The sequence below is a fragment of the Streptomyces sp. IBSNAI002 genome (genome assembly GCF_052244475.1).
Classification (GTDB): domain Bacteria; phylum Actinomycetota; class Actinomycetes; order Streptomycetales; family Streptomycetaceae; genus Streptomyces.
In genome coordinates, this window is record NZ_JBQPXG010000002.1 from 1,064,521 (window position 1) to 1,085,033 (window position 20,513).

A 20,513-nucleotide genomic window follows, 5' to 3' on the forward strand; every position below is an offset into this window, starting at 1 on the left:
GCTTGCGCGCACCGGTCAGTTGGGGTTCTCGGCGTGGGTCAGGGTCTCCCACGCCTCGAAGTGGTTCTCGGTGCCGGCCGGGCGCCGGCCCTCGGTGAGCCTGCGGGTGTTCTCCATGGTGACGCCGAGCCGGGTGTGCAGGGCGTTGTAGCCGACCTCGGTGGCCGGGCCGAGGCCCTTGGTCAGGCTGCCGCCGCAGAGCCAGGACGGCGCGGCCGCGCCGAGTTCGTACGTGGCGTGGAAGCCCAGCGCGTGCCGGAAGCGGTCCTTGAACTGCGGGTACAGGTCGCGGCCCTGGATCCGCGAGGTCTCGGCGACGTGCATGGCGGCCGCGATGCCCATGCCGGTGTGCCCGAAGTCCCGGCAGGTCTCCTGGGCGAGGCCGTCCACGAAGGTGGTCTGGTCGTGCCAGTAGCCGATCAGTTCGCCGCGGGTGTCGATGCTCGACCGGGGCGGGTAGACGGGCTGCGCTCCGTCGGAGGCCAGGTAGAAGTAGGCGGGGACGCGGCCGAGGTAGATGCCCATCGCCTTGTCGTAGCTCGCCCGGTCGTCGAGGTGGACCGAGATCCCGACGGCCGCGTCCATCATGATCAGTTCCCAGTTGCCGTTGTTGTTCGGCTTCCCGTTGATCACCTCGGGCAGGTAGACCTCGCGCAGCATGGCCGCGAAGTGCCCCTGGTTCGGCCAGCCGCCGGTGTACGTGTGCTTGACGATCTCGGCGGCGCGCGGCCAGGTCGAGCCGGCCCAGCCGCTCTGCAGGGGTGCGTTGCTGTTGGTGTGGTCCTTGATCACCCCGGACCAGGCGTCCATCAGCTCGACCGACTTCTTCGCGTACTTCGCGTCCCGGGTGACGTACCAGGCGAGCGCGTGGGTGTAAGCGGCTATGGCGTCCTCGCGCTCTTCGGTGCAGCCGTTGTTCGGGTTCGAGTACGAGCCGCACTCGACGACCGCGCGCGGCTTGGGCGTGCGGCTCAGCGAGCCGTACTTGCTCGCGAGCATGGCGTCGAACGCCTGCTTCCAGGGCTGCTGTCCCGCCTGCACCCTGGCCCGTACGAAGTCCAGCTGTGCGCGGCTGTTGAGCACTCCGGGGTGGGCGAACTGCGCGGGGGCGGCGAGGGCGGAGGGAGCGGTGGGGGCCGCGGGCGCCGCGCCGGTGGGGGTGGCGGGGACCACCGCCGCCACCAAGCCGAGGGCCAGGGCGGCGATCCCGGCGGGGAGTCCGAAACGCATGGGGGGCCTTCCGGTCGGAGGGGGTTCCGGTGGCCTGAAGATACTCATGCTCATGCCAAGCTGACAACGATGTCTGACAAGAAAGTTTCCTGTCGCACCCGGCCGCCCCCGCCCGTCAGGCTTCGCGCTTGCGGCGCCGGTGCGCCGCGACCCGCGAGCGGCCGGCGCACGTGGTCGAGCAGTAGCGGCGCACGCTGCCCGGCCCGGTGGCGAGGAAGAACCGGCCGCAACCCTCGGCGGCGCAGGCCCCCCACGCGATCCGGCCGTACTCGGTGAGCAGTTGGGCGAGCGCGAGGGCGCCCGAGGCCAGGAACCAGTCGCCCCAGCCCGCCTCCTCGCCGCGGTCCACGTGCAGGTGCCAGGGATGCCCGTCGTGCCGGGTCAGCCGGGGCCGGGTGGCGCACTCCTCCAGCAGTGCGTTGAGGGCCCCGGCGGCCAGGTCCTCGTCGCGCTCGCGCAGGACGCCGGCCATCCGCCGGGCGGCGGCCCGCAGTTCGGCGGCGCCCGCCTCCGGGAACGCCTCCCCGGTGAGGTCCGCCGGGCGCTCTCCGTGCCCGGCGAGCAGCTCCGCGAGCGCCGTGCGCGGGAGTTCGGGGTCCGCGCGGACCGCCTCGGCGAGGTCGATCAGCCGCCGGGCCGCCGAGAAGCCCTCTCGCGGGTCCGCCATGCCCGGATCCTTTCCCCGTACACCCGAATGACGTAACGTCTTGGCCTGTTATCACGTTACAGCAGCGGGGAGGGGCCGGGATGAGCGGGTTCGGGCGGTACCTGGCGGCGGCACTCGCCGCGCGGTTCGCCTCCGAGGGCATGGGCATGGCCGTGGTCCTGCTCGCCCTGGAGCGCACCGGGAGCGCCTCGTACGGGGCGTTCGTCCTGACGGCCTGGCTCGCACCACACGTACTGGCGGCTCCGCTCGCGGGCGCCGCCGCGGGCCGCACCGCCCGGCCGCGGCTCTTCCACGTCGGCACCCTGGCGGGGTTCACGGCCGCCGTGGTGGCGCTGTCCCTCCTGCTGGGCCGGGCCCCGCTCCCGCTGGTTCTGGCGGTGGCGGCGCTCGGCGGCAGCTGCGGGCCGATGGTGACGGGCGGGCTGTCGAGCCTGGTCACCGGGCTGGTCCCGGCGGGCGCCGGGCGCGACCGCGCCTACGGCTGGGACGCCTCCACCTACAACGCGGCCTCGGTGACCGCGCCGGCGGCGGTCAGCCTGGTCACGGCGCTGGGCTCGGCGGCTCCGGCCATGGCGGTGCTGGCGGTGTCCGGCGCGCTGGCGGCCGCGCTCGCCGCGACCCTCCCGTACGGGGGCCCGGGTGCGGGCGCGCCCCAGGAGGGGCCCCGGGCCGGGCTGGGCGCCGGGCTCGCCGCCCTGTGGCGGGTCAGGGAACTGCGGGCCGTCACCTCGGCGACGACCCTGGCGTTCGTGGGCATCGGCTCGCTCACCACCACCTCGGTCCTGCTGGCCACCGGGCTCGGCAGCCCGGGCGCCGGGGGCGTGCTGATGACGGCCTTCGCGCTGGGCGCCCTGGCGGGCTCGCTGACGCTGGGCCGGATGACGGCCGTGGAGCCGGGCCGGCTGGTGCGGTGGGCGCTGGCCGGGACCGGGGCGGCGCTGGCCGCCGCCGCGTTCGCACCCTCCCTGGCCGTCACGGTGGCGCTGTTCGCGGTGGCCGGGGTGTGCGACGGGCCGTTGCTCACGGCGACCCTGCGGATCCGCTCGGAGCACGCCCCCGACGCGGTCCGGACGCAGGTGTTCACCCTGGGCGCGGGACTCAAGGTGACGGCGGCGTCGGCCGGGGCGGCCCTGGTGGGCCTCGCGGCCGACGCGCCCGCGTGGACGCTGCTGACCGGGATCGCCGGTCTCCAGCTCGCGGCGGCCGTGCTGCACGCACTGACGGGGGCCGGGAAGCCCGCTCAGGCGGCGCCGGTCACAGACCGGCCGGCAGGTTCTCCCACAACTGCGGCCGGTCGGCGGAGCCCTGGAGCGCCTTGAGCACGGCCGGGTGCGGGGCGGCGTACAGCACGGGGTAGTCGACCTCGCCGAGCTCCGGCCGTACGGGGAAGGCGAGTTGCTCCGTGTCGAGGCTGAACCGGGCGTCCACACCGGGCTTGTTGCCCCGGGGGTCGACCCGGGACCAGCTCCCGGCGCCGGGCAGCCGGAGCGCGACGAGGCCGTGGACCACCGGGTTCGACCCGTCGTCTTCGGCGAGGAGCTGGTAGCACAGGGCGGCCGGGACGCCCTGGGCCCGGAGCAGGGCGGCGAGGGCGTGCGCTTTGGCGTAGCAGATGCCGTTGCGGGTGGCCAGGACGTCGGAGGCGCGCCAGGAGACGCGCGGGTCGCCGGAGTCGGCGGAGTGCGGGACGGCGTCGCGGACGAACGCGAAGACGGCTTCGGCGTAGGCGTACGGGTCGCCGTCCGTGACGGTCCAGAAGGCGTCGGCGGTCTCATGCACCAGCGGGTGCTCGTGATCTATGGCTTCGTCGGCCGCCAGATAGGCGGCGAGGTCGGGCTGCTCCTGGATCAGTTCCATGATCCAGGAGCATACCTATGCGACCTTCCGCACAACTATCGATTTATCCGGGGTGGAACAGGGGCGGGGCGGACCGCCGGACTCAGCGCGCCAGCTCTTCCTTCAGCGCCTGGAGGAAGCCGTCGACGTCCTCTTCCTGGGTGTCGAAGCCGCACATCCAGCGGACATCGCCCGCGGCCTCGTCCCAGAAGTAGAAGCGGTAGCGCTCCTGAAGCCGCCGCGTGACCTCGTGCGGCAGCCGCGCGAACACCGCGTTCGCCTGCACCGGGTAGAGGATCTCCACGCCGTCCGTCTCGCGCACGCCCGCGGCGAGCCGCTGCGCCATCGCGTTGGCGTGGCGGGCGTTGCGCAGCCACAGGTCCTTGGCGAGCAGCGCCTCCAGCTGGACCGAGACGAACCGCATCTTGGACGCGAGCTGCATCGACATCTTGCGGATGTGCTTCATCTGCCGGACCGCGTCCGGGTTGAGCACCACCACGGCCTCGCCGAACATCATGCCGTTCTTGGTGCCGCCGTACGACAGCACGTCCACGCCGGCCGTGTTCGTGAAGGTGCGCATCGGCACGTCGAGCGAGGCCGCGGCGTTGGCTATCCGGGCGCCGTCGAGGTGCACCTTCATGCCCAGGCCGTGTGCGTGCTCGCAGATCGCCCTGATCTCGTCCGGGGTGTAGACCGTGCCGAGCTCGGTGTTCTGGGTGATCGAGACGACCTGGGGCATCGCCCGGTGCTCGTCCTCGAAGCCCCAGGCCTCCTGGTCGATCAGCTCGGGGGTGAGCTTGCCGTCCGGGGTGGGGACGGCGAGCAGCTTGATGCCCGCCATCCGCTCCGGCGCGCCGCCCTCGTCCACGTTGATGTGGGCGCTCTTGGCGCAGATCACGGCGCCCCACCGGTCGGTCATGGCCTGCAGGGCGACGACGTTGGCGCCCGTGCCGTTGAAGACCGGGAAGGCCTGCGCGTACGGCCCGAAGTGGCTGCGGAAGATCTTCTGCAGGTGTTCGGTGTACTCGTCCTCGCCGTACGAGACCTGGTGGCCGCCGTTCGCCAGCGCGACGGCGGCCAGGACCTCGGGGTGCACCCCCGCGTAGTTGTCGCTTGCGAAACCGCGGACCGCCGGGTCGTGATGGCGCCGGGCGTCGGTCTTGCCGGCATCGGTTCTCACGGTTGCGGAGTGAGCCACAGACGCTGTCCGTTCACATCGATGGCGGGTCGGTCCCAGACGCCGGCGATGGCCTCGGCCAGCTCCTTGACGTCGGTGAAGCCCGCGAACTTCGCATTGGGACGCTCGGCGCGCATCGCGTCGTGCACCAGTGCCTTGATGACCAGGATCGCAGCCGCCGCGCCGGGGCCGTCGTCGCCCCCCACCTTGCGGAAGGAATCCGCGAGGGCCAGGGTCCAGGCCTCGGCGGCCGCCTTGCCCGCGTTGTACGCGGCGTTGTTGGCGACCGGCTTGTGCGCGCCGGACTGGCTGACCAGGACGTACCGGCCGCGGTCGCTGCGCAGCAGTCCGTCGTGGAAGGCGAGCGAGGTGTGCTGGACCGTGCGGATGAGGAGCTTCTCCAGGAAGGCCCAGTCCGCGAGGTCGACATCGGTGAACGTCTTGCTGCCGCGCCAGCCGCCGACGAGGTGGACCAGCCCGTCGATCCGGCCGAACTCCTTCTCGGTCTGCTCGGCCCACGCCTGGGTGGCGGCCAGGTCGAGCAGGTCCACGGTGTCACCGGTGATGGTGGCGCCGCCGTGGGCGTAGCGGGCGGCGTCCACCGCTTCGGCGAGCCGCGCCGGATCGGCGTCGGACGCGACGACCACGGCGCCCGCCTCGGCGAGGCGGAGCAGCGTGGCGCGGCCGGCGGGGCCACCGGCCCCGGCCACCGCCACTACCGCTCCGTGCAGCTTTCCGTTGCCGTTCCCGGAGCCGTTCATCTGTACAGCCTCCTGTGGGCGGTCGCTCACGCGGCGACTCGCTCGGCCTGCTCGGCATTGAGGGCGGTGATGCCCTTGGTGGAGGCGATCACACCCTTGAGCTTCTTGGCGAGCGCCTCATAGAACATGCTGAGCGGAAACTCGTCAGGAAGCACGTCGTCCACGAGCTTGCGCGGAGGCTGCGTCATGTCGAGGGCGTCGGGGCCCTTGGCCCACTTGGAGCCCGGGTGCGGGGCGAGGTACGTCGAGACCAGCTCGTAGGCCTTGAACCAGTGGACCAGCTTCGGGCGGTCGATGCCGGCCCGGTAGAGGTCCTCGATCTCGGCGCACAGCTGGTTGGTGACCTGCGGGGCGCGCATCCAGTCGATCTTCAGCTTGTTGTCCGTCCAGCGCACGACGTCGTGCTTGTGGAGGTACGCGAAGAGCAGCTGGCCGCCGAGACCGTCGTAGTTGCGGGTGCGGTCGCCGGAGACGGGGAAGCGGAACATCCGGTCGAACAGGACGGCGTACTGGACGTCGCGGCCGTGCTCGTTGCCCTCGGACTCCAGCTTCACGGCCTCCTTGAAGGCGGTGAGGTCGCAGCGCAGCTCTTCCAGGCCGTACATCCAGAACGGCTGGCGCTGCTTGATCATGAAGGGGTCGAAGGGCAGGTCGCCGTGGCTGTGGGTGCGGTCGTGGACCATGTCCCACAGGACGAAGGCCTTCTCGCAGCGCTCCTGGTCCCCGACCATGGCGGCGATGTCCTCGGGCAGTTCGATGCCCAGGATGTCGACCGCGGCCTCGGTGACCTTGCGATACCGGGCGGCCTCGCGGTCGCAGAAGATGCCGCCCCAGGTGAAGCGCTCGGGGGCCTCGCGCACGGCGATGGTCTCCGGGAAGAGCACGGCGGAGTTGGTGTCGTAGCCCGGGGTGAAGTCCTCGAAGGTGATGCCGAGGAAGAGCGGGTTGTCGTACCGGGTGCGCTCGAGCTCGGCGAGCCACTCGGGCCACACCATGCGCAGGACGACGGCCTCCAGGTTGCGGTCCGGGTTGCCGTTCTGCGTGTACATGGGGAAGACCACGAGGTGCTGGAGCCCGTCGGTGCGCTCGGCGGCCGGCTGGAAGGCCAGCAGCGAGTCGAGGAAGTCGGGCACCAGGAAGCCGTCTGCGGCCCACTTGCGCAGGTCCGCGACGAGCGCGCGGTGGTACGCCGTGGCGTGCGGGAGCAGCGGCGAGAGCGCCTCGACGCCCTCGATCACGCACTCGACCGCGGCCGCGGCCTCGGAGCGGGTGGGGGCCTCGGCGGCCTCGAAGTCGATGGAGCCGTCCTTGGCCTGCCAGGGGCGGATCTCCTCCACGGCGGCCTTGAGCGCGGGCCACGCGGGGTGGTCGACCACCCGCGTCCCGGCGGCTATCACGGCACCGCGGGCACCCGGCACAAGAGTTTCCGTCATGTCACTTCCTCCACAGGAGAACCTCACGTCAAGGCAGCGTAAACGGCGCAGGCTCTCCCGTTCAAGAGGGATCTCGGGAAATTATCCTGTGATACCCCCCGCTTCACCGGAAGTCTTCCCGTTCTTCAGCGTGGAACTGATGGCTCCGCCCAGTCGCGCCATGGCTTCCCGGGCCTGCGGCAGTACGCCGGCCAGGGCCAGGAACCCGTGGAACATCCCGGGATGCTCGTCCAGAACGGAGGGGACCGCGCACTCGGCCAGCCGGTGGTGGTAGGCCCGTCCCTCGTCCCGCAGCGGATCGCACCCGGCGACGACCAGGTGCGCGGGCGGCAGTCCGGTGAGGTCAGCGCGCAGCGGGGAGGCCAGCGGGTGCCCGCCGTCGCCGCCCGGGCCCAGGTACTGCTCCCAGAACCAGCGCAGGTGCGCGGCGGTCAGGAAGCAGCCCTCGGCGTAGGTCCGGTACGACGCGGAGTCCTGGGCGGCGTCGAGCACGGGATAGACCAGCGCCTGGAGGGCGACGGCCGGGCCGCCGTACTGCCGGCGGTCCCGGGCCATCAGCAGCGCGGCGACGGCGAGGTTGCCGCCGGCGCTGTCCCCCGCGACGACCAGGGCCCCGGGATCCCCGCCCAGTTCGGCCAGGTGCCCGCCGGCCCAGCACAGGGCGGCGTGGGCGTCCTCGGCGGCGGCCGGGAAGCGGTGCTCGGGGGCCCGCCGGTAGTCCACGGAGACCACGGCCGCGCCGGCCGCCCGGCAGAGGGTGCGGGCGGTGGTGTCGTGGGTGTCCAGGTCGCACAGGACGAAGCCGCCGCCGTGCAGGAAGACCACGGTGGGGCGCGGCCCGGGCCATTCGCCGGGGTCGGGCAGATAGACCCGTACCGCGACCGGCGGGGCTCCGGGCGGGCCGGGGACCGTGCGGTCCTCGACGGCTCCGACGCGCGGCGGGTCGGCCGGGGGGCGGGGCGCGGCCGCCAGGATGCGGCGGGCCTCGCGGGCGTCGGTGACCGTCCCGCCGAGGTCGGGGAAGCCGGCGCCGAGCGCGTCGAGGTAGGGCCGGGCAGCGGGGTCGGGGCCGCCGTCCGCACCGGGCCCGGGGGCGGTCACCGCCGGCCCCGGAAGTGGGGGATGACCTTCTCGCCCCACTGGCGCAGGGTCTCCAGGCAGGCCTCCTGCTCCACGGTGCCCATCTGGATCAGGCACATGATCTCGTCCGCGCCCGCGTCCCTGAGCCGTTCCACGTACGCGATGGCGTCGTCGGCGCTGCCGTAGGCGTGGTCGGCGTTGAAGGTGGCGGTGGAGGTGGGGCGCACCGGGATGTCCAGCTCGTGCAGCCGGGCCACCACCTGCTCGGCCGCCTCGCGCATCCGCGCGGCCTCGTCGGCCCCCGCCACGACGGCCTCGTCGGGGATGCCCGCGCCGCCGTACCAGTGGCCGATGGACTGGGCGAAGAACCGCTGGCCGCGGATGCCGATCCGGCGCGCCTCCTCCCGGTCGTCGAGCACGATGGTCGGGCACAGCACCGAGAAGTGGTCGTTGACGGCGGTGGACACGAACCGGCTCCCGTCCCGCGCGGCGACCGCCGCGTCGTAGACGGCGCGCATCCCCGCGATCGACTCGGGTCCGGCGAAGCCCATCACCAGCGCTCCGATCCCCAGCTCGGCGGCCTGCACCAGGGTCTCGCCCCGGCTGCAGGCGAGGAACAGCGGCGGATGCGGGGTCTGCGCGGGCCTGGGCAGGATCGGGTGCGGGTCGATGTCGATCAGCGGGCCGTGGTACTCCAGCTCCTCCTCCTGCCAGGCCCTGCCGATGATCCGCAGGGCCTCCTCCACCTCCGCGGTGGTGCGCTCCCGGTCCACCCCGCACAGCGAGGTCTCCTGCTCGGTGCCCCCGCGCCCGGCCCCGAGGTCGAGCCGGCCGCCCGAGAGCAGGTCGAGCATCGCCGCCCGTTCGGCCACCCGGACCGGGTGGTTGAAGTTGAAGGGCATGCACACGACTCCGTGCCCGATGCGGATGGTGCTGGTCCTGGCCGCGACCCAGGTCAGGAAGATCTCAGGCGCAAACATGCCATTGCGCATACATAGTTGGGTACGCTGAGCCATGCCAGTTGACCCGGATTACCTGCACGTCCTCTACCAAGGCCCCTTCCACGCCTACCTCTACGGACGCGCCAGCCGCGACCCCAAGAAGAGGGGCAGCAGCGTCAACGCCCAGCTGAAAGAAGGCCGGGCCCTGTGCGCCCGGCTCGGCTGGCCCGTCGTCGAGGAGTTCAAGGACGTCGACGTCTCCGCCTCCCGCCACGCCAAGACGTCCCGCGACGACTTCGAGGCCATGCTCGAAGGGATCCGCGCCGGCTGCTGCCGCATCGTCGTCGCCTTCGAGGCCTCTCGCTACTACCGCGACTTGGAGGCCTACACCCGCCTACGCAAGGCCTGCCACGACGCCGGCGTCCTGCTCTACTACAAGGGCCAGGTCTACGACCTGAGCAAGTCAGCGGACCGCAAGGCCACCGCGATGGATGCCGTGCAGGCCGAGAGCGAGGCCGACGACATCCGCGACCGGAACCTCAGGACCGCCCGCCAGACCGCCGACGCGGGTAAGCCATGGGGGCAGGCGCCCGACGGCTACAAGCGGCGGTACGACCCGGAAACCGGTGCGTTGGCCGAGCAGTTCGAGCATCCCGACCAGGGGCCGCTCGTACGCCGTATCTGGGAGGAGGCCGAGTCCGGGAAGAGCCTGCGCTCGATCGCCCGCGACTTGAATGCGGGTGGCCATCGCACCCAGAAGGGCAAGGAGTGGCAGGTCTGGCATGTCCGCACCATCCTGGTCAATCCCCAGTACATGGGCCGCCGCAAGTACCAGGGCAAGGACTTCAAGGAGGGGACGTGGCCGGCGCTAGTGACGCCGGAGCGCTTCGAGGCAGTGCAGGCGATCCTCGCGATGGAGGGTCGTGCGTGGGCTACCGACCTGGCGCCGCGGCATCTGCTGTCGGGCATCGGCTTGTGCGGTGAGCATCCGGAGTTGCAAGCGACGAACTCTGAGCCGGTGCTGCGGGGGTATGTCAACCGGGCCTATCCGTCGATGAAGTGCTCCCTGCGGGCGCACACCACGATCAACGAGGCGAAGCTGACGGCCTACGTCGAGGAAGCCGTGCTCGCCTATCTGGCCTCGCCTCACACCCGGGAGGTGTTCCAGGCCCAGGCGGAGGACCGCGACTGGGAGGCAGCACGCGCACGGTTGAAGGCGCTGGAGGAGCAGCTGGAGCAAGCTCAGGAGGCTGCCACCACGTTCACCCCTGACGGGCTGCCGATGCTGAGTGTGGCGTCCCTGATGGCGATGGAGTCGCGGCTGACGCCGCTGATCGCGGCGGCACGCAAGGCGGCGCGGCCGCGAGTGGTTCCGCGCGTGCTGGATGACCTGCTGAAGGCGAAGGACCCGTCCGCGCTGTGGTCGGAGTATGACCTGCAACAGCAGCGGGCGGCGATAAGGCTGGTCGTCACCGTCCGCCTGTTCACTGCGTCGCGGAAGGGTGCCCGGTCTATCGAGCCAGGGCGGGTGACTCTGTCGTATGCCGGTCAGCCGGGATTCATGGGCGACCGGCGCCGCGGTCACGCGCTGCCTGAGGTGCCGGAGCAGGGTCGGCTGGGTGGGCTGTAGCGCGCTCGCGGATGGGGCTGGCGGGGTTGGGGAAGGGGACTACCTGCCCCGCTGGCTGGGTGTCGCCGAGGGGGGCGTCGAGGATACCGCGGCGGCCGTGGTCGACTCCGACGAGGTAGGACGTGATCTTGAGCGTGGTCCGCTCGTCTTCGAGCTCCTCGTAGAGGCGGACGCGCTCCGCTTGGATCTGCGTCAGGAGGGCGGCGCGTTCGGCTTCGAGGTCGCGCATGCGGCGGGCGTGCTCTTGCATCTGGGCGCCCTGCGCGGCGACGTACCGGTTGCGCTCGTCGGCAGCGTTGCGGCGGTCCTCGGCGAGGGCGGCGCGCTCCGCGCTCGTGTCGGTGGTCCAGAGTCGGACCTTCGCAAGGATGAGCAGGGCGGCGGCGGCGAGGCCCGCGAGGCCTCCGCCGACTGAGGAGGCGAGATGATCGTCCACGATGCCGTAGGCGACGACGCCGGCTGCGAAGAGCATCGTGAGAGCAGCCGCCAGGGCTCCGATTTTGGCTCGTGTTGCCGTGTTGTCCATCCGTACCCCCGCCTATCCCTGGGCTGCTACACCCCCGCCGTCGTCGGCGCCGCGGTCGGCGTCCCGAACTCGCCGTTGCCGCTCAACCGCCGCGCGGAGCATCTCGCGCGCGACGGGATCGGATAGACCAAGGGCATTTGCCGCTTCGTCGAGGGTGATTGAATCCGAGCCTACCCGTGATGGCTGGTTTTGTACCTGGGTTGAAAGAGACTCAGGTGAAACGATTCCTGCCTCGACGAGCAGGTCACGCACATCGAGGTCCACGGCCGCGGCAAGCGGTTCGAAGAACCGTGGATCGGGCATGGCGTCTCCCCGTAGGACGCGGCCCATACTGCTCTCGGAGAGGCCGGCGGCGCGCGCGAGCGCGGCTTTGCCTCCGTGGCTATCCAGGTCGTACCTGCCCGTGGCTCGGGCGGCGTCGGCGATGAGCCTGCCGAACCGCCGTCGCACCTTCTCATCGACACTCCGCATGCCTGCAAGGTATCTGCCCAGGTAGGAAGATGCAGCACCCTTGCTAGCAAGCAAGGGTCGCGTTTCGGCAGGTAGAAGCATTAGAGCAGCTCGCACCGGCGCTCGAACGAGTGTTCTCCACGAAATCATTACCTTTCTAGCTGGCAACCTTGCTTGCTAGACAGGGTGTTTTGGTCGTAGAGTCTGCCTACCAAGGCAGAACAGCCTCGGTAGGCAGAACCAAGGGGGTGACCTATGTACCGGCTTCACCTGGAACGACTGCGGGACGCCGCCCAACGACGCGGCGACACCACCCAGTACGCCATCGCGAAGCGCACGGGCCTCACCGAAGGCCACGTCTCCAAGCTCCTCAACCACAGGTCCAAGCCGCTCGTCGAGACCCTGCTGGTCCTCAAGCACACGTACGGCGGGACGGTCGACGACTTCATCGAAGAGGTCGCCGCGTGACGCCGGCCGAGCGCCTCGCGCTCCTCGGACCCGACGTCATCGCCCGCATCCGCGCCGAGGCCGCCGCGGCCCCGCCGCCGAGCCCCGAACTGATCGCCGCCCTCCGCCGGATCCTCACCCGGCCGGCCAACCCGGCGCCCGCCGCTGACACCGAGCAGTCGTCGGCCGCCTGACACAAAGCGGGGCCGCACAGACCGGGCTTGGTCCGTACAGCCCCTCCGGCACACCTCGCACTTTGAGACGAGAGGTACACCGTGATTCCCCAGACTAACCCGACCAACTTGCCGCACGGCTCCCGCCGTACGGTCCTGGTCGCCCTCCCGGTCCGGCCCACTGCGCCGACCACGGTCGAGGGCACTCTGCTCGCCGCCGCCCGGCTCCTTCAGGAGCGTGGTCTGTGGCAGGGCGACTACGTCCCGGACGTCTTCGACCGGGAGATGTGCATTCCCCACTGCCTGCGCCCGATGTCGATCGTGGCCGCGATCCGCTGCGTGGTCTCCGGGAACCCGCACCGCAGCACGCAGCTCGCGGACATGGCGGTCGGCGTCCTCGCGCTGGCCATCGGTGACGGCCCCTTCTACGGCGACCTGTTCAGCCTGGAGGCGCATGTCGACCAGTGGGGCGACGAGCCCGGTCGGACGACGGACGAGGCCGTTGCGTTGCTGGAGCTGGTGGCAACGAGCCCGGCGGAGCGTGTGGCGTGAACACGAAGGCGCTGAACTCGCTCGCGGACTTGATCCTTCGGGCGCAGGAGCAGGACCGGACTCCGATGGGGATCGCGTTCGCGGTCGATGCGGCGGGCCGGCACATGTCCCCGGAGACGGCGGCCGAACTGGCTCGGCTGGCCAAGGACAACGAACGGCTGCAAGCCCGGGTGTCCGAGCTGGAGACCTCTGCCCGCGGCTGTGACGGCGAGGGATGCGTTCTCCCCCACAGTTCGTGGTGCACCCGAGCCCGGGAGTTCGCCGCGCAGCACAGCGGCTGCACCTGCGGCGAGCCGTGGAAGGACACCCCGCAGTCCCACGCTGGGCACTGCTGGCTGCTGAGCCCGCCGTGGGACGAGATGGAGTGGCACCGCAAGCGCGTGGCCGAGCTCCTGGCCCGGGTGGCCGAGTTGGAGTCGGAGCGGCACGTCACGAACGAGGCCCTGTCCGACGCGGCCGAGCAGCTGCGGGAGAACCGGGACCGGATCGCCGAGCTGGAGACCGGGCGGGAGCGCCTCGCCGAGGCCATGCAGCACGGCCAGCACTGGAGGGGTGAGCGTCTGGTTTCAGAGCGAACCCTGACTCAGCGCGAGATCCGAGCCCTGACCGGAATCCCGCTGCGGGTATCGACCGAGGACGAGTACCGCTACTGCGGCGCCGATCTCGGCCGTACCGAGTTTCCCTTCAGCTGCTACCGCCGGGTCGCGCACCAGGGTCCATGCGGCGACCGGCCGGACCCTGAGCCCCTCGCGGGCACCGTCCGCACCGCGACCCGCATGACCGAGGACCCGCACGACTCCCCGCTGCATCACACCTACGCCAAGGGCCGTGACCTCCCGGAGATGCCCCGTGGCTGACCGCGAGATCACCCCGTACGGCTGCCGCCACTGCGGCGACCCCCTCGGCCATCACGGCCACCAGTGGCACTCGGCCGCTGGCATGCACACCTGGGAGGCCCCGACCTCCCGCCAGATCCTCACCCGCATGCGCATCCGCCGCGCCTACCGCCTGGAGGCCCGCCGTGGCTGACCCGACCCGCATCATGATGGACGTCGACCGCGACGGCTGGACCAACGGTCTCCAGCTGAACATCGTCGGGCTCGACGAGAACGACTCCGGCTGGGGCTACCGGCTCGCCGGACCCAAGTACAACGGCTCCAGCCAGAACCTCCTCCGGGTCGAGCTGAAAGAGCGCGACGCCAACGAGATCCGGAAGATGCTCGACAAGGTCTTCCCGGTGGTGTCGGGTGACACGGACGGCGGTGCCGCCGATGTCTGAGCAGCCCCGTCCCGTCCGTGGCCCGCTGTACGTCGAGGCCACCCCGCTCATGGTCACCCTCGACGCCAGCCCGCTGGTCTCGAACAACGTCCACGACCTCCTGACGCTCCTCTCGTCCGACGAGTTCATCGACGCGTTCATGGAGCTCGACACAGCCGACGGGCACGCCGTCGAGGAGCTGCACGCGGCGCTCGTTGAGCGGCTCGCCACGAAGGTCCGCCTCACCGGCAAGGAAGCCGTCCGTATTGGCACCCGGCTCGCCGAGCTGGGCCGGGCGCGGACCGTCCCCGAGCAGCGCGGGAACGCGGCGTGAGCCCGCTGACCCGGGCCGCCGGGATCCACGAGCTGTTCCTCCAGCAGGGCACCCGCCGCCTCACGACCGGCCAGGTGTGGCGGTACTGCCAGGCCCACGGCCTGGCCACCGCCCGCAAAACCGTACGGGACGACCTGGAACGCCTGACCCGGCAAGGGCTGCTGACCCGCCGGGGCCCGGACAACGGGCGTACCTACGAGCTGAACCGGGAGTCCAGCCGATGACCGGCCCAGAGCACTACCGCCAAGCCGAGCAGCTCCTGGCCGAGTCCATGACCGAACTCCGGCCGAACGACGAGGGGCACTGCGAGGCGGACCGGACCATCGCCGCCGCACAAGTCCACGCCACACTCGCCCTCGCCGCGGCCACAGCCCTGATCGACGAGACGCCACGCGGCGATTGCTTCGCGCACTACCGGGAGTGGCAGTCCGTAGCTGGGGCCGGTGGGGCCTCGTGACCGATCCGCGCCTGGCGCGGGACACCGAGCAGGGTCGGTATTACACCGACCCCGCCGGGGGCCCCGACCTCATCTCCGTCACCAATGTCCTCGGCTGCGCCGTCAACAAGAGCTTCGCGCTTGTCCCCTGGGGCGCCGGCCTCGTCGCCGACCGCATCATCGCCGACCCGATCGGCACCGCACGCCGGGCCCGCACCGAGAAGACCACCCTTCGGCGCGAACTCGTCGCCCTGCCCAGCGGCACTGCCGAGCGGGCTGCGAACCTCGGCACCCGCGTCCACGTCCGAGCTGTGCACCTCGTCCTCGGCACGCCGTACCCGGCGGACCCTGAGGTCGAGCCGTACGCGCAGCAGCTGGCTCGGTTCTTCCGACTGTGGCAGGTCGACTTCGACCGCGACATCGAAGCCACCGAGACCACCGTGTTCCACCGGCGGTACGGCTACGCCGGCACCGGCGACCTGTGGCTGTGGCTCCCGACGGGCCGGTTCCGGCGCCGTCAACTGTGGCTGATCGACTACAAGACCAGCGCGAAGAAGCCCGTCACCACCGTGTACGCCGAGCAGCCGATGCAGCTGGCCGCGTTGCGGCACGCACCGGTCGCGCTCCTCGCCGACGACACGGACATCGAGGCACCGCGCGTGCACCGCACCGCGCTTCTCAACCTCCGGCCCCACGGCCACCGGCTGATCGAAGTGCCGTCCGGCCGCCCGGTGTTCCGGGCGTTCCTCGGCGCGGTCCGTACCGCCCGCTACCTGCACGGCGCCCCGAAGCCCTCCGCATACCCGTCGATCCTGCCGCCGTGGGCGCCGGGCTCCGACCGAAAGGCAGCCTGACCATGGGCTCCCGAATCATGACCATGAAGCGGCAGGCCGCCGAGCTCGGTCGCATCCGTACCGGCTACAGCCGCCCGCACCGCGACCCGAACAAGCGGCCCGTCCCCGTCAAGTCGACGACGTTCGTGTTCAGCTCCCACTCCCGCGACTACGTGGCCGCCGCTGCGGAGCTGTGGGGCGGCGAGGTGGAGACGTGGACCCCGCAGAACCAGAAGATCGCCCAGTACCGGGTCATCTCCAAGGCGAGCGAGATCCGGGCGATCCTCCCCGCCGGGGACCCGCTGTCGCAGTCGTACGAGATGTGGTCCGGTGGCGGCTGCGCCCGCCGCTGCGACGGCGAGTTCGAGGAGAAGACCCGGCAGCCCTGCGTGTGCCTCGCCCGCTACGGCGAGAACTGGCACCTCCGCTCCCCGCGCGAGGTGTGCCGGCCGACGAGCCGCATCAACGTGATGCTGCCCGAGCTGCCCGACCTGGGCGTGTGGCGGCTGGAGTCCAAGAGCTACTACGCCGCCGACGCGATGGCCGGCGGGGTCGACACCGTGCTCCAGGCCACCGAGGGCAAGAGCATGATGCCGGTCCGCATGTGGATCGAGCAGCGCACCCGCGTCGCCGACGGCGAGACGAAGAACTTCCCCGTCGTCATGGTGGTGCCGTCACTGCCGAAGCTCCGGCACGCCCTGTCCGGGCCGCTGTCGACCGCGGCCGCCCTCGACCCGGGCGTCCTCGTCGGCAGGCCCGCGATCGAGGCGCCGCGCCCCGACTACCTGGCCGAGGCCCGCAGCCAGCGGACCGAGGCCGAAGTGATCGCCGTCTGGCGGAAGGCCGACCAGGCAGGGCACGGCTCGCCGGAGCTGCTGGAGGACTTGAAGCGGATCGCCGCGGACATCGCCCGCGGAGTGGACCCGCAGACCGGCGCGCTGGACGACGGCGAGGACACGGACGGCCTGGACGAGGACGGCGTGATGGACGTCGAGATCGTCGAGGACGACGAGCCGCCGACGACGTCCGACTGGCCGGCCGTCGCGCAGCCCGGATCGGGGGCACGCTCATGAAGTTCGCCGACGTCCGCAAGCTGGCGTTCGACACCGAGACCACCGGCCCGGACCCGCTCAACGACCGCATCGTCACCGCGGCGCTCGTCGCCCGCGGCGGCGGCCGCCCCGACCGCACCATGTCGTGGCTCATCAACCCCGGCATCCCGATCCCGGCCGAGGCAACCGAGGTTCACGGCATCGACGACGCGAAGGCCGCCACCGGCGCCGCGCCGGCCGACGCCCTCGACGACATCGCCGACCTGCTCGCCAAGTCCATCGCCTACGGCATGCCGGTGATCGCATTCAACCTGTCCTTCGACTGGTCGATCCTCGCCTACGACCTGGAGCGGCATCGGCTGCCAACGATGGCCGAGCGCCTGCCCGAGGGTGCGGTGCCGGGGCTGATCGATCCGCACGTCATCGACAAGCAGTTCGACCGGTACGTCAAGGGCTCCGGGATGCGGAAGTTGAAGCCCACCGCGGAGCGGTACGGAGTCGAGCTGACCGACTGGCACACCGCCGAAGCCGACGCGCTCGCCGCGCTCCTCATCGCCGAGGCCCAGTTCAGGCGATTCCCGCTCCTCGCGGACTACAACCCCGCCTCGCTCTTCGCGCAGCAGAAGCGCTGGCGGGCGGAGCACTGCGGCGGCCTCCAGGCCCACTTCCGCAAGACGGACCCGAGCGCCGTCGTCGACGGCTCCTGGCCCCTCATCCCCCACCAGCAGGACGGAGAACAGTGATGCGTGTATCCGGACGCCGCCACCAGGCCCTCGTCGAGGACAACGCCCGGCTCCTCAAGGAGAACGCCGAGCTCATGAAGCAGCTGGCTGCGGAGACTGCGGCGCGAGAGGCACGGGACGACATCATCCTCGAGCTGTCCTTCCGCCCGAAGGCGACTCAGGTGGAGCCGCTGGGCGTCGGCTGGGTCCCAGCGTCCTACGCCCGCGCCTCCGAAGGTGCGCGTGCGCTCCTCGCCGATCGGCTGGAGCTGCTCCAGCAGGCAAACATGTCGCTGCCGGGGGTGGCGGCGTGAGCCTGACCGTGACCCCCGCGACCGGGATGCCGCCCACCCTCCCGGCCGCGGGCACCAACCGCCGCCCCCTCGTCATCGGCCTCGACGTCGCCATCGGAGCGTCCGGTGTCGCCGGTGACGGCTGGACCGAACACGTCCGTTGCACCACCACCAACACCCACTCCCGCATGGCGTACCAGCTCGACGGCCTCGCCTCGTTCTACCGGAACGCCGAGTACGTCGTCCTCGAGGGTGCCGCCTACTCGAAGAACAACCAGGGTGCCGACGCGTTGGCCGCGATGCGGTGGATGGTCCGCCACGACCTGTGGAAGCGACGCATCCCCTACGTGATCATCACCCCCACGAAGCGGATCACCTACGCAACCGGGTCCACCGTCCACAAGGACGAGACCGGTGCCCGGGTCAAGGGGCCCGCGCTGAAGGGCATGGTGCGGGACGCCGTGGCCGAGCGGTACAACATCCACACCGAGGGCCGCTGCCGGTACGACGAGGCCGACGCCTACGTCCTCCTCGCCATGGGCCTGCATCACCTCGGTTACCCGCTCGCCGAGGTTCCCGCCTCCCACGCCCGCGCGCTGGCCGGCTGCGACTGGTCCGGGTTCGACAAGGCGGTGACCCGATGACGTCCACCGCGACCGCGTGGATGGCGGCAGGGCTGTGCGCCCAGACCGACCCCGGCGAGTTCTTCCCCGAGAAGGGCGCCTCCCCCGCTACGGCGAAGCGCCTCTGCCGCGCCTGCCGTGTCCGCGAGCAGTGCCTCAACTTCGCCGTCACGAACGGCGAGCAGCACGGCGTGTGGGGCGGCACGACCGTCCGCGAACGTGCCCGCCTCACCGAACGGACCCGCGGAGGTGCCTCATGACCACGACCATCTACACGCGCCGGTACGGCAGGGCCCCCTCCGCCGCCGGCCGTGCGCCTGACTGGCGGGATCAGGCCGCCTGCCTGGGGAAGGGCACGCTGTTCCTGCCGCAGAACGAGTTCAGCCTGGAGGCTGTCGCCAGCGTGGCAGAAGCCAAGCGGATCTGCGCCCGCTGCCCCGTCCTCGAAGCGTGCCTCGCGGACGCCATGGCTACGGAGTACGGCCACGTCGAGAACGGTCGGGCCGGCGTCCGGGGTGGGCTCACCATCCAGGAGCGCACCGCCCGATACAAGCGCCAGCGCCGCAACGTGCCTGAGCCGCCGACCTTGCTCGACGGGTACCTGCGTCGCACCGAGGCGCTCGACGACGGCCACGTGCTGTGGACCGTGACCAACGGGAACGTCGTGTCCCAGGGCCGCCAGTACACCGGGAAGCAGTTGGCCTGGGCACTGGCGACCGTGCGCGAGCCGGTCGGAGTCTTGCGCGCGGAGTGCGGGTTCAGTGCGTGTGTCGCGGCCGAGCACCTGAGCGACGAGAACATGCGTGTCGCCCGCGATCGCTACCGGCGGGCGTCGTGATCCCGGCCGCCGCGGCTTGGATCCGCGACACGGTTCTCGTCCAGTCCGCGGCGTCCTTCGGCCCCCGCGCGGGCGGCCCCTGCCCGTGTGCCGCCCGGAGCGTCTGCGGCCCCTGCCAGGCCGGTTCGCACGACGCATGCCCTGGCCAACTCACCGACTGGGAGAAGGGGGTGTACGGGCCCGGCCTCGCATGGCCGCCGCGCGCCGCCGTCCGTACCGCAGGACCGACGTGCCGCGCCCGCTGCACCTGCCACCGTTGCCACCTTCCGAAACCGCCTCGTCAGCTGGAGCAGCCGGGGCTGTTCGGATGACCGGCCGCCGCCCCCGCCGGGCTCCGCCCGCCCCGCCGACAGGGGTCCTCGACTGGTCCGACCGGCGCCACTGGGCCCGCACCCAAGCCCCTTGCCGGTACTGCCGGGCCGCCACCTTCCTGCGCGACGACGACGGCCTTCCCGCCGACAAGGTCTGCGCCGAAACGGCCCTCGCCCAGCGCGCCGCCCGCACCGCGGCCGCCTACCAGAACGGACAGCTCTGATGCCCGCTCCCAAGCCGAGGGAAGGCCGCTGCGGCCGCTGCAAGCAGCCCCGGCCGGTCTTCATCTACAAGCCGCTGCACGACTGCATCAAGGACGTCGGCTCGGTCAACCTCGTCGACGCCGCCACCCACCTCGCATGGATCGAGGAGAACGGCGACCTCTGGTGCCAGGCACAGGTCGACCGCATGCCGCGCCGCCTGTGCGTGCCCTGCCACGACAAGGAAGCCGCCGAGGAACAGCAGTTCATCACCGAGTACATCGACGACTGATCCATAGCCCGCCCGGCCAGGCCGACGCCCGGGGTTCGACGCCCCGGGCGGGCACCAACCACCGCCCCAACGAACGAAGGCAGGCCGCACGTGACGATCGACGCGATGCACTGGGTGTGGAACCGGTCCCAGACCAAGGGGAACGTCCGCCTCGTGCTGCTCGCCGTCGCCGACAAGGTCGTCGACGCGCAGTGCGAGACCCGCATGGGCACCACCGAACTGCGGGCCCGGCTGAACGCGTCCCGGTCGGTCGTGCAAAGCGCCGTGGACAAGGCCCTCGAATCCGGGGAGCTGGTAGAGGTCGCACCCTCCGTCGGGAGCCGTGCAGCGACGTACCAGCTGCCTTTCGCAGTCGGCTACGTACGGCCCGCGCCCGGTTCTAGGGGCCCGGAATCAGGGCCGGTACGCGAATCCGAG

General features: G+C 71.4%; 30 protein-coding genes. 20 read left to right on the forward strand and 10 right to left on the reverse strand.

The window, feature by feature from the left end:
- Nucleotides 1–15: 15 nt before the first annotated feature.
- Both ACTVZO_RS05115 and ACTVZO_RS05120 read right to left on the reverse strand, forming a co-directional pair.
- Nucleotides 16–1,230: an alginate lyase family protein gene (locus tag ACTVZO_RS05115; RefSeq protein WP_443297208.1), complete on the reverse strand. Its 1,215-nt coding sequence runs from the start codon at nucleotides 1,228–1,230 to the stop codon at nucleotides 16–18.
- A 115-nt stretch (nucleotides 1,231–1,345) separates the two neighbouring features.
- On the reverse strand, nucleotides 1,346–1,897 hold the full coding sequence (locus tag ACTVZO_RS05120; RefSeq protein ID WP_443297209.1) for a CGNR zinc finger domain-containing protein: 552 nt from the start codon (nucleotides 1,895–1,897) through the stop codon (nucleotides 1,346–1,348).
- A gap of 80 nt (nucleotides 1,898–1,977) precedes the next feature.
- On the opposite strand from ACTVZO_RS05120, the gene ACTVZO_RS05125 reads away from it, so the two are divergent.
- Nucleotides 1,978–3,216, forward strand: coding sequence for an MFS transporter (locus ACTVZO_RS05125; protein WP_443297210.1), 1,239 nt, complete (start codon nucleotides 1,978–1,980; stop codon nucleotides 3,214–3,216).
- Here ACTVZO_RS05125 and ACTVZO_RS05130 read toward each other — a convergent pair.
- The 6 genes from ACTVZO_RS05130 to ACTVZO_RS05155 all read right to left on the reverse strand — a co-directional run bounded on the left by ACTVZO_RS05130 (nucleotide 3,152) and on the right by ACTVZO_RS05155 (nucleotide 9,164).
- Entirely contained in the window at nucleotides 3,152–3,754 is a 603-nt protein-coding gene (locus ACTVZO_RS05130; protein ID WP_443297211.1) for a transglutaminase domain-containing protein, read from the reverse strand. The genes ACTVZO_RS05125 and ACTVZO_RS05130 overlap by 65 nt on opposite strands.
- Nucleotides 3,755–3,836: 82 nt before the next feature.
- Complete coding sequence (locus ACTVZO_RS05135) at nucleotides 3,837–4,931, reverse strand: threonine aldolase family protein (RefSeq protein WP_443297212.1); 1,095 nt, start codon at nucleotides 4,929–4,931, stop codon at nucleotides 3,837–3,839.
- A complete protein-coding gene (locus ACTVZO_RS05140) occupies nucleotides 4,910–5,671 on the reverse strand; it encodes an SDR family NAD(P)-dependent oxidoreductase (protein ID WP_443297213.1) in 762 nt (253 codons plus the stop codon). Before ACTVZO_RS05140 ends, ACTVZO_RS05135 begins: the two co-directional genes overlap by 22 nt.
- 26 nt (nucleotides 5,672–5,697) lie before the next feature.
- Nucleotides 5,698–7,104 (reverse strand): DUF6421 family protein, encoded by a 1,407-nt coding sequence (locus ACTVZO_RS05145; protein WP_443297214.1) that lies wholly within the window; start codon nucleotides 7,102–7,104, stop codon nucleotides 5,698–5,700.
- A gap of 81 nt (nucleotides 7,105–7,185) precedes the next feature.
- The gene (locus ACTVZO_RS05150) at nucleotides 7,186–8,205 is read right to left on the reverse strand and encodes an alpha/beta hydrolase (RefSeq protein WP_443297215.1); all 1,020 of its coding nucleotides are present in this window, start codon (nucleotides 8,203–8,205) and stop codon (nucleotides 7,186–7,188) included.
- On the reverse strand, nucleotides 8,202–9,164 hold the full coding sequence (locus tag ACTVZO_RS05155; protein WP_443297216.1) for an LLM class flavin-dependent oxidoreductase: 963 nt from the start codon (nucleotides 9,162–9,164) through the stop codon (nucleotides 8,202–8,204). The genes ACTVZO_RS05150 and ACTVZO_RS05155 overlap by 4 nt, the downstream gene beginning before the upstream one ends.
- Before the next feature lie 34 nt (nucleotides 9,165–9,198).
- Here ACTVZO_RS05155 and ACTVZO_RS05160 point away from each other — a divergent pair, with 34 nt between their 5' ends.
- The gene (locus ACTVZO_RS05160) at nucleotides 9,199–10,755 is read left to right on the forward strand and encodes a recombinase family protein (RefSeq protein WP_443297217.1); all 1,557 of its coding nucleotides are present in this window, start codon (nucleotides 9,199–9,201) and stop codon (nucleotides 10,753–10,755) included.
- Here the strand turns inward: ACTVZO_RS05160 and ACTVZO_RS05165 are convergent.
- Nucleotides 10,685–11,227 carry a hypothetical protein gene (locus ACTVZO_RS05165; protein WP_443297218.1) on the reverse strand — a complete coding sequence of 181 codons (543 nt, stop codon included), beginning with the start codon at nucleotides 11,225–11,227 and terminating at the stop codon, nucleotides 10,685–10,687. The two genes, ACTVZO_RS05160 and ACTVZO_RS05165, sit on opposite strands and share 71 nt — an antisense overlap.
- Before the next feature lie 66 nt (nucleotides 11,228–11,293).
- Nucleotides 11,294–11,752, reverse strand: a complete 459-nt coding sequence (locus ACTVZO_RS05170; RefSeq protein ID WP_443297219.1) for a helix-turn-helix domain-containing protein — start codon at nucleotides 11,750–11,752, stop codon at nucleotides 11,294–11,296.
- A 234-nt stretch (nucleotides 11,753–11,986) separates the two neighbouring features.
- Here ACTVZO_RS05170 and ACTVZO_RS05175 point away from each other — a divergent pair, with 234 nt between their 5' ends.
- The 18 genes from ACTVZO_RS05175 to ACTVZO_RS05260 all read left to right on the forward strand — a co-directional run bounded on the left by ACTVZO_RS05175 (nucleotide 11,987) and on the right by ACTVZO_RS05260 (nucleotide 20,096).
- Nucleotides 11,987–12,199: a helix-turn-helix domain-containing protein gene (locus ACTVZO_RS05175; RefSeq protein ID WP_443297220.1), complete on the forward strand. Its 213-nt coding sequence runs from the start codon at nucleotides 11,987–11,989 to the stop codon at nucleotides 12,197–12,199.
- The gene (locus ACTVZO_RS05180; protein ID WP_443297221.1) at nucleotides 12,196–12,372 is read left to right on the forward strand and encodes a hypothetical protein; all 177 of its coding nucleotides are present in this window, start codon (nucleotides 12,196–12,198) and stop codon (nucleotides 12,370–12,372) included. Before ACTVZO_RS05175 ends, ACTVZO_RS05180 begins: the two co-directional genes overlap by 4 nt.
- An 81-nt stretch (nucleotides 12,373–12,453) precedes the next feature.
- Nucleotides 12,454–12,903, forward strand: a complete 450-nt coding sequence (locus tag ACTVZO_RS05185) for a DUF6197 family protein (RefSeq protein ID WP_443297222.1) — start codon at nucleotides 12,454–12,456, stop codon at nucleotides 12,901–12,903.
- Entirely contained in the window at nucleotides 12,900–13,760 is an 861-nt protein-coding gene (locus ACTVZO_RS05190) for a hypothetical protein (protein WP_443297223.1), read from the forward strand. Before ACTVZO_RS05185 ends, ACTVZO_RS05190 begins: the two co-directional genes overlap by 4 nt.
- Entirely contained in the window at nucleotides 13,753–13,932 is a 180-nt protein-coding gene (locus ACTVZO_RS05195; protein WP_443297224.1) for a hypothetical protein, read from the forward strand. Before ACTVZO_RS05190 ends, ACTVZO_RS05195 begins: the two co-directional genes overlap by 8 nt.
- On the forward strand, nucleotides 13,925–14,182 hold the full coding sequence (locus tag ACTVZO_RS05200) for a hypothetical protein (RefSeq protein ID WP_443297225.1): 258 nt from the start codon (nucleotides 13,925–13,927) through the stop codon (nucleotides 14,180–14,182). The genes ACTVZO_RS05195 and ACTVZO_RS05200 overlap by 8 nt, the downstream gene beginning before the upstream one ends.
- Entirely contained in the window at nucleotides 14,175–14,495 is a 321-nt protein-coding gene (locus ACTVZO_RS05205) for a hypothetical protein (RefSeq protein ID WP_443297226.1), read from the forward strand. Before ACTVZO_RS05200 ends, ACTVZO_RS05205 begins: the two co-directional genes overlap by 8 nt.
- Complete coding sequence (locus ACTVZO_RS05210) at nucleotides 14,492–14,719, forward strand: hypothetical protein (RefSeq protein WP_443297227.1); 228 nt, start codon at nucleotides 14,492–14,494, stop codon at nucleotides 14,717–14,719. Before ACTVZO_RS05205 ends, ACTVZO_RS05210 begins: the two co-directional genes overlap by 4 nt.
- Entirely contained in the window at nucleotides 14,716–14,952 is a 237-nt protein-coding gene (locus tag ACTVZO_RS05215) for a hypothetical protein (RefSeq protein ID WP_443297228.1), read from the forward strand. The genes ACTVZO_RS05210 and ACTVZO_RS05215 overlap by 4 nt, the downstream gene beginning before the upstream one ends.
- A complete protein-coding gene (locus tag ACTVZO_RS05220; RefSeq protein ID WP_443297229.1) occupies nucleotides 14,949–15,785 on the forward strand; it encodes a hypothetical protein in 837 nt (278 codons plus the stop codon). The genes ACTVZO_RS05215 and ACTVZO_RS05220 overlap by 4 nt, the downstream gene beginning before the upstream one ends.
- A 17-nt stretch (nucleotides 15,786–15,802) precedes the next feature.
- Entirely contained in the window at nucleotides 15,803–16,837 is a 1,035-nt protein-coding gene (locus tag ACTVZO_RS05225) for a recombination directionality factor (RefSeq protein WP_443297230.1), read from the forward strand.
- Nucleotides 16,834–17,559, forward strand: coding sequence for an exonuclease domain-containing protein (locus tag ACTVZO_RS05230; RefSeq protein ID WP_443297231.1), 726 nt, complete (start codon nucleotides 16,834–16,836; stop codon nucleotides 17,557–17,559). The genes ACTVZO_RS05225 and ACTVZO_RS05230 overlap by 4 nt, the downstream gene beginning before the upstream one ends.
- A complete protein-coding gene (locus ACTVZO_RS05235; protein ID WP_443297232.1) occupies nucleotides 17,559–17,852 on the forward strand; it encodes a hypothetical protein in 294 nt (97 codons plus the stop codon). Before ACTVZO_RS05230 ends, ACTVZO_RS05235 begins: the two co-directional genes overlap by 1 nt.
- The gene (locus ACTVZO_RS05240; RefSeq protein WP_443297233.1) at nucleotides 17,849–18,475 is read left to right on the forward strand and encodes a hypothetical protein; all 627 of its coding nucleotides are present in this window, start codon (nucleotides 17,849–17,851) and stop codon (nucleotides 18,473–18,475) included. The genes ACTVZO_RS05235 and ACTVZO_RS05240 overlap by 4 nt, the downstream gene beginning before the upstream one ends.
- Nucleotides 18,472–18,714 carry a WhiB family transcriptional regulator gene (locus ACTVZO_RS05245; protein WP_443297234.1) on the forward strand — a complete coding sequence of 81 codons (243 nt, stop codon included), beginning with the start codon at nucleotides 18,472–18,474 and terminating at the stop codon, nucleotides 18,712–18,714. The genes ACTVZO_RS05240 and ACTVZO_RS05245 overlap by 4 nt, the downstream gene beginning before the upstream one ends.
- A complete protein-coding gene (locus tag ACTVZO_RS05250; protein WP_443297235.1) occupies nucleotides 18,711–19,292 on the forward strand; it encodes a WhiB family transcriptional regulator in 582 nt (193 codons plus the stop codon). Before ACTVZO_RS05245 ends, ACTVZO_RS05250 begins: the two co-directional genes overlap by 4 nt.
- A 307-nt stretch (nucleotides 19,293–19,599) precedes the next feature.
- Nucleotides 19,600–19,827, forward strand: a complete 228-nt coding sequence (locus ACTVZO_RS05255) for a hypothetical protein (RefSeq protein ID WP_443297236.1) — start codon at nucleotides 19,600–19,602, stop codon at nucleotides 19,825–19,827.
- Entirely contained in the window at nucleotides 19,827–20,096 is a 270-nt protein-coding gene (locus ACTVZO_RS05260; protein WP_443297237.1) for a hypothetical protein, read from the forward strand. The genes ACTVZO_RS05255 and ACTVZO_RS05260 overlap by 1 nt, the downstream gene beginning before the upstream one ends.
- Nucleotides 20,097–20,513: the final 417 nt, after the last annotated feature.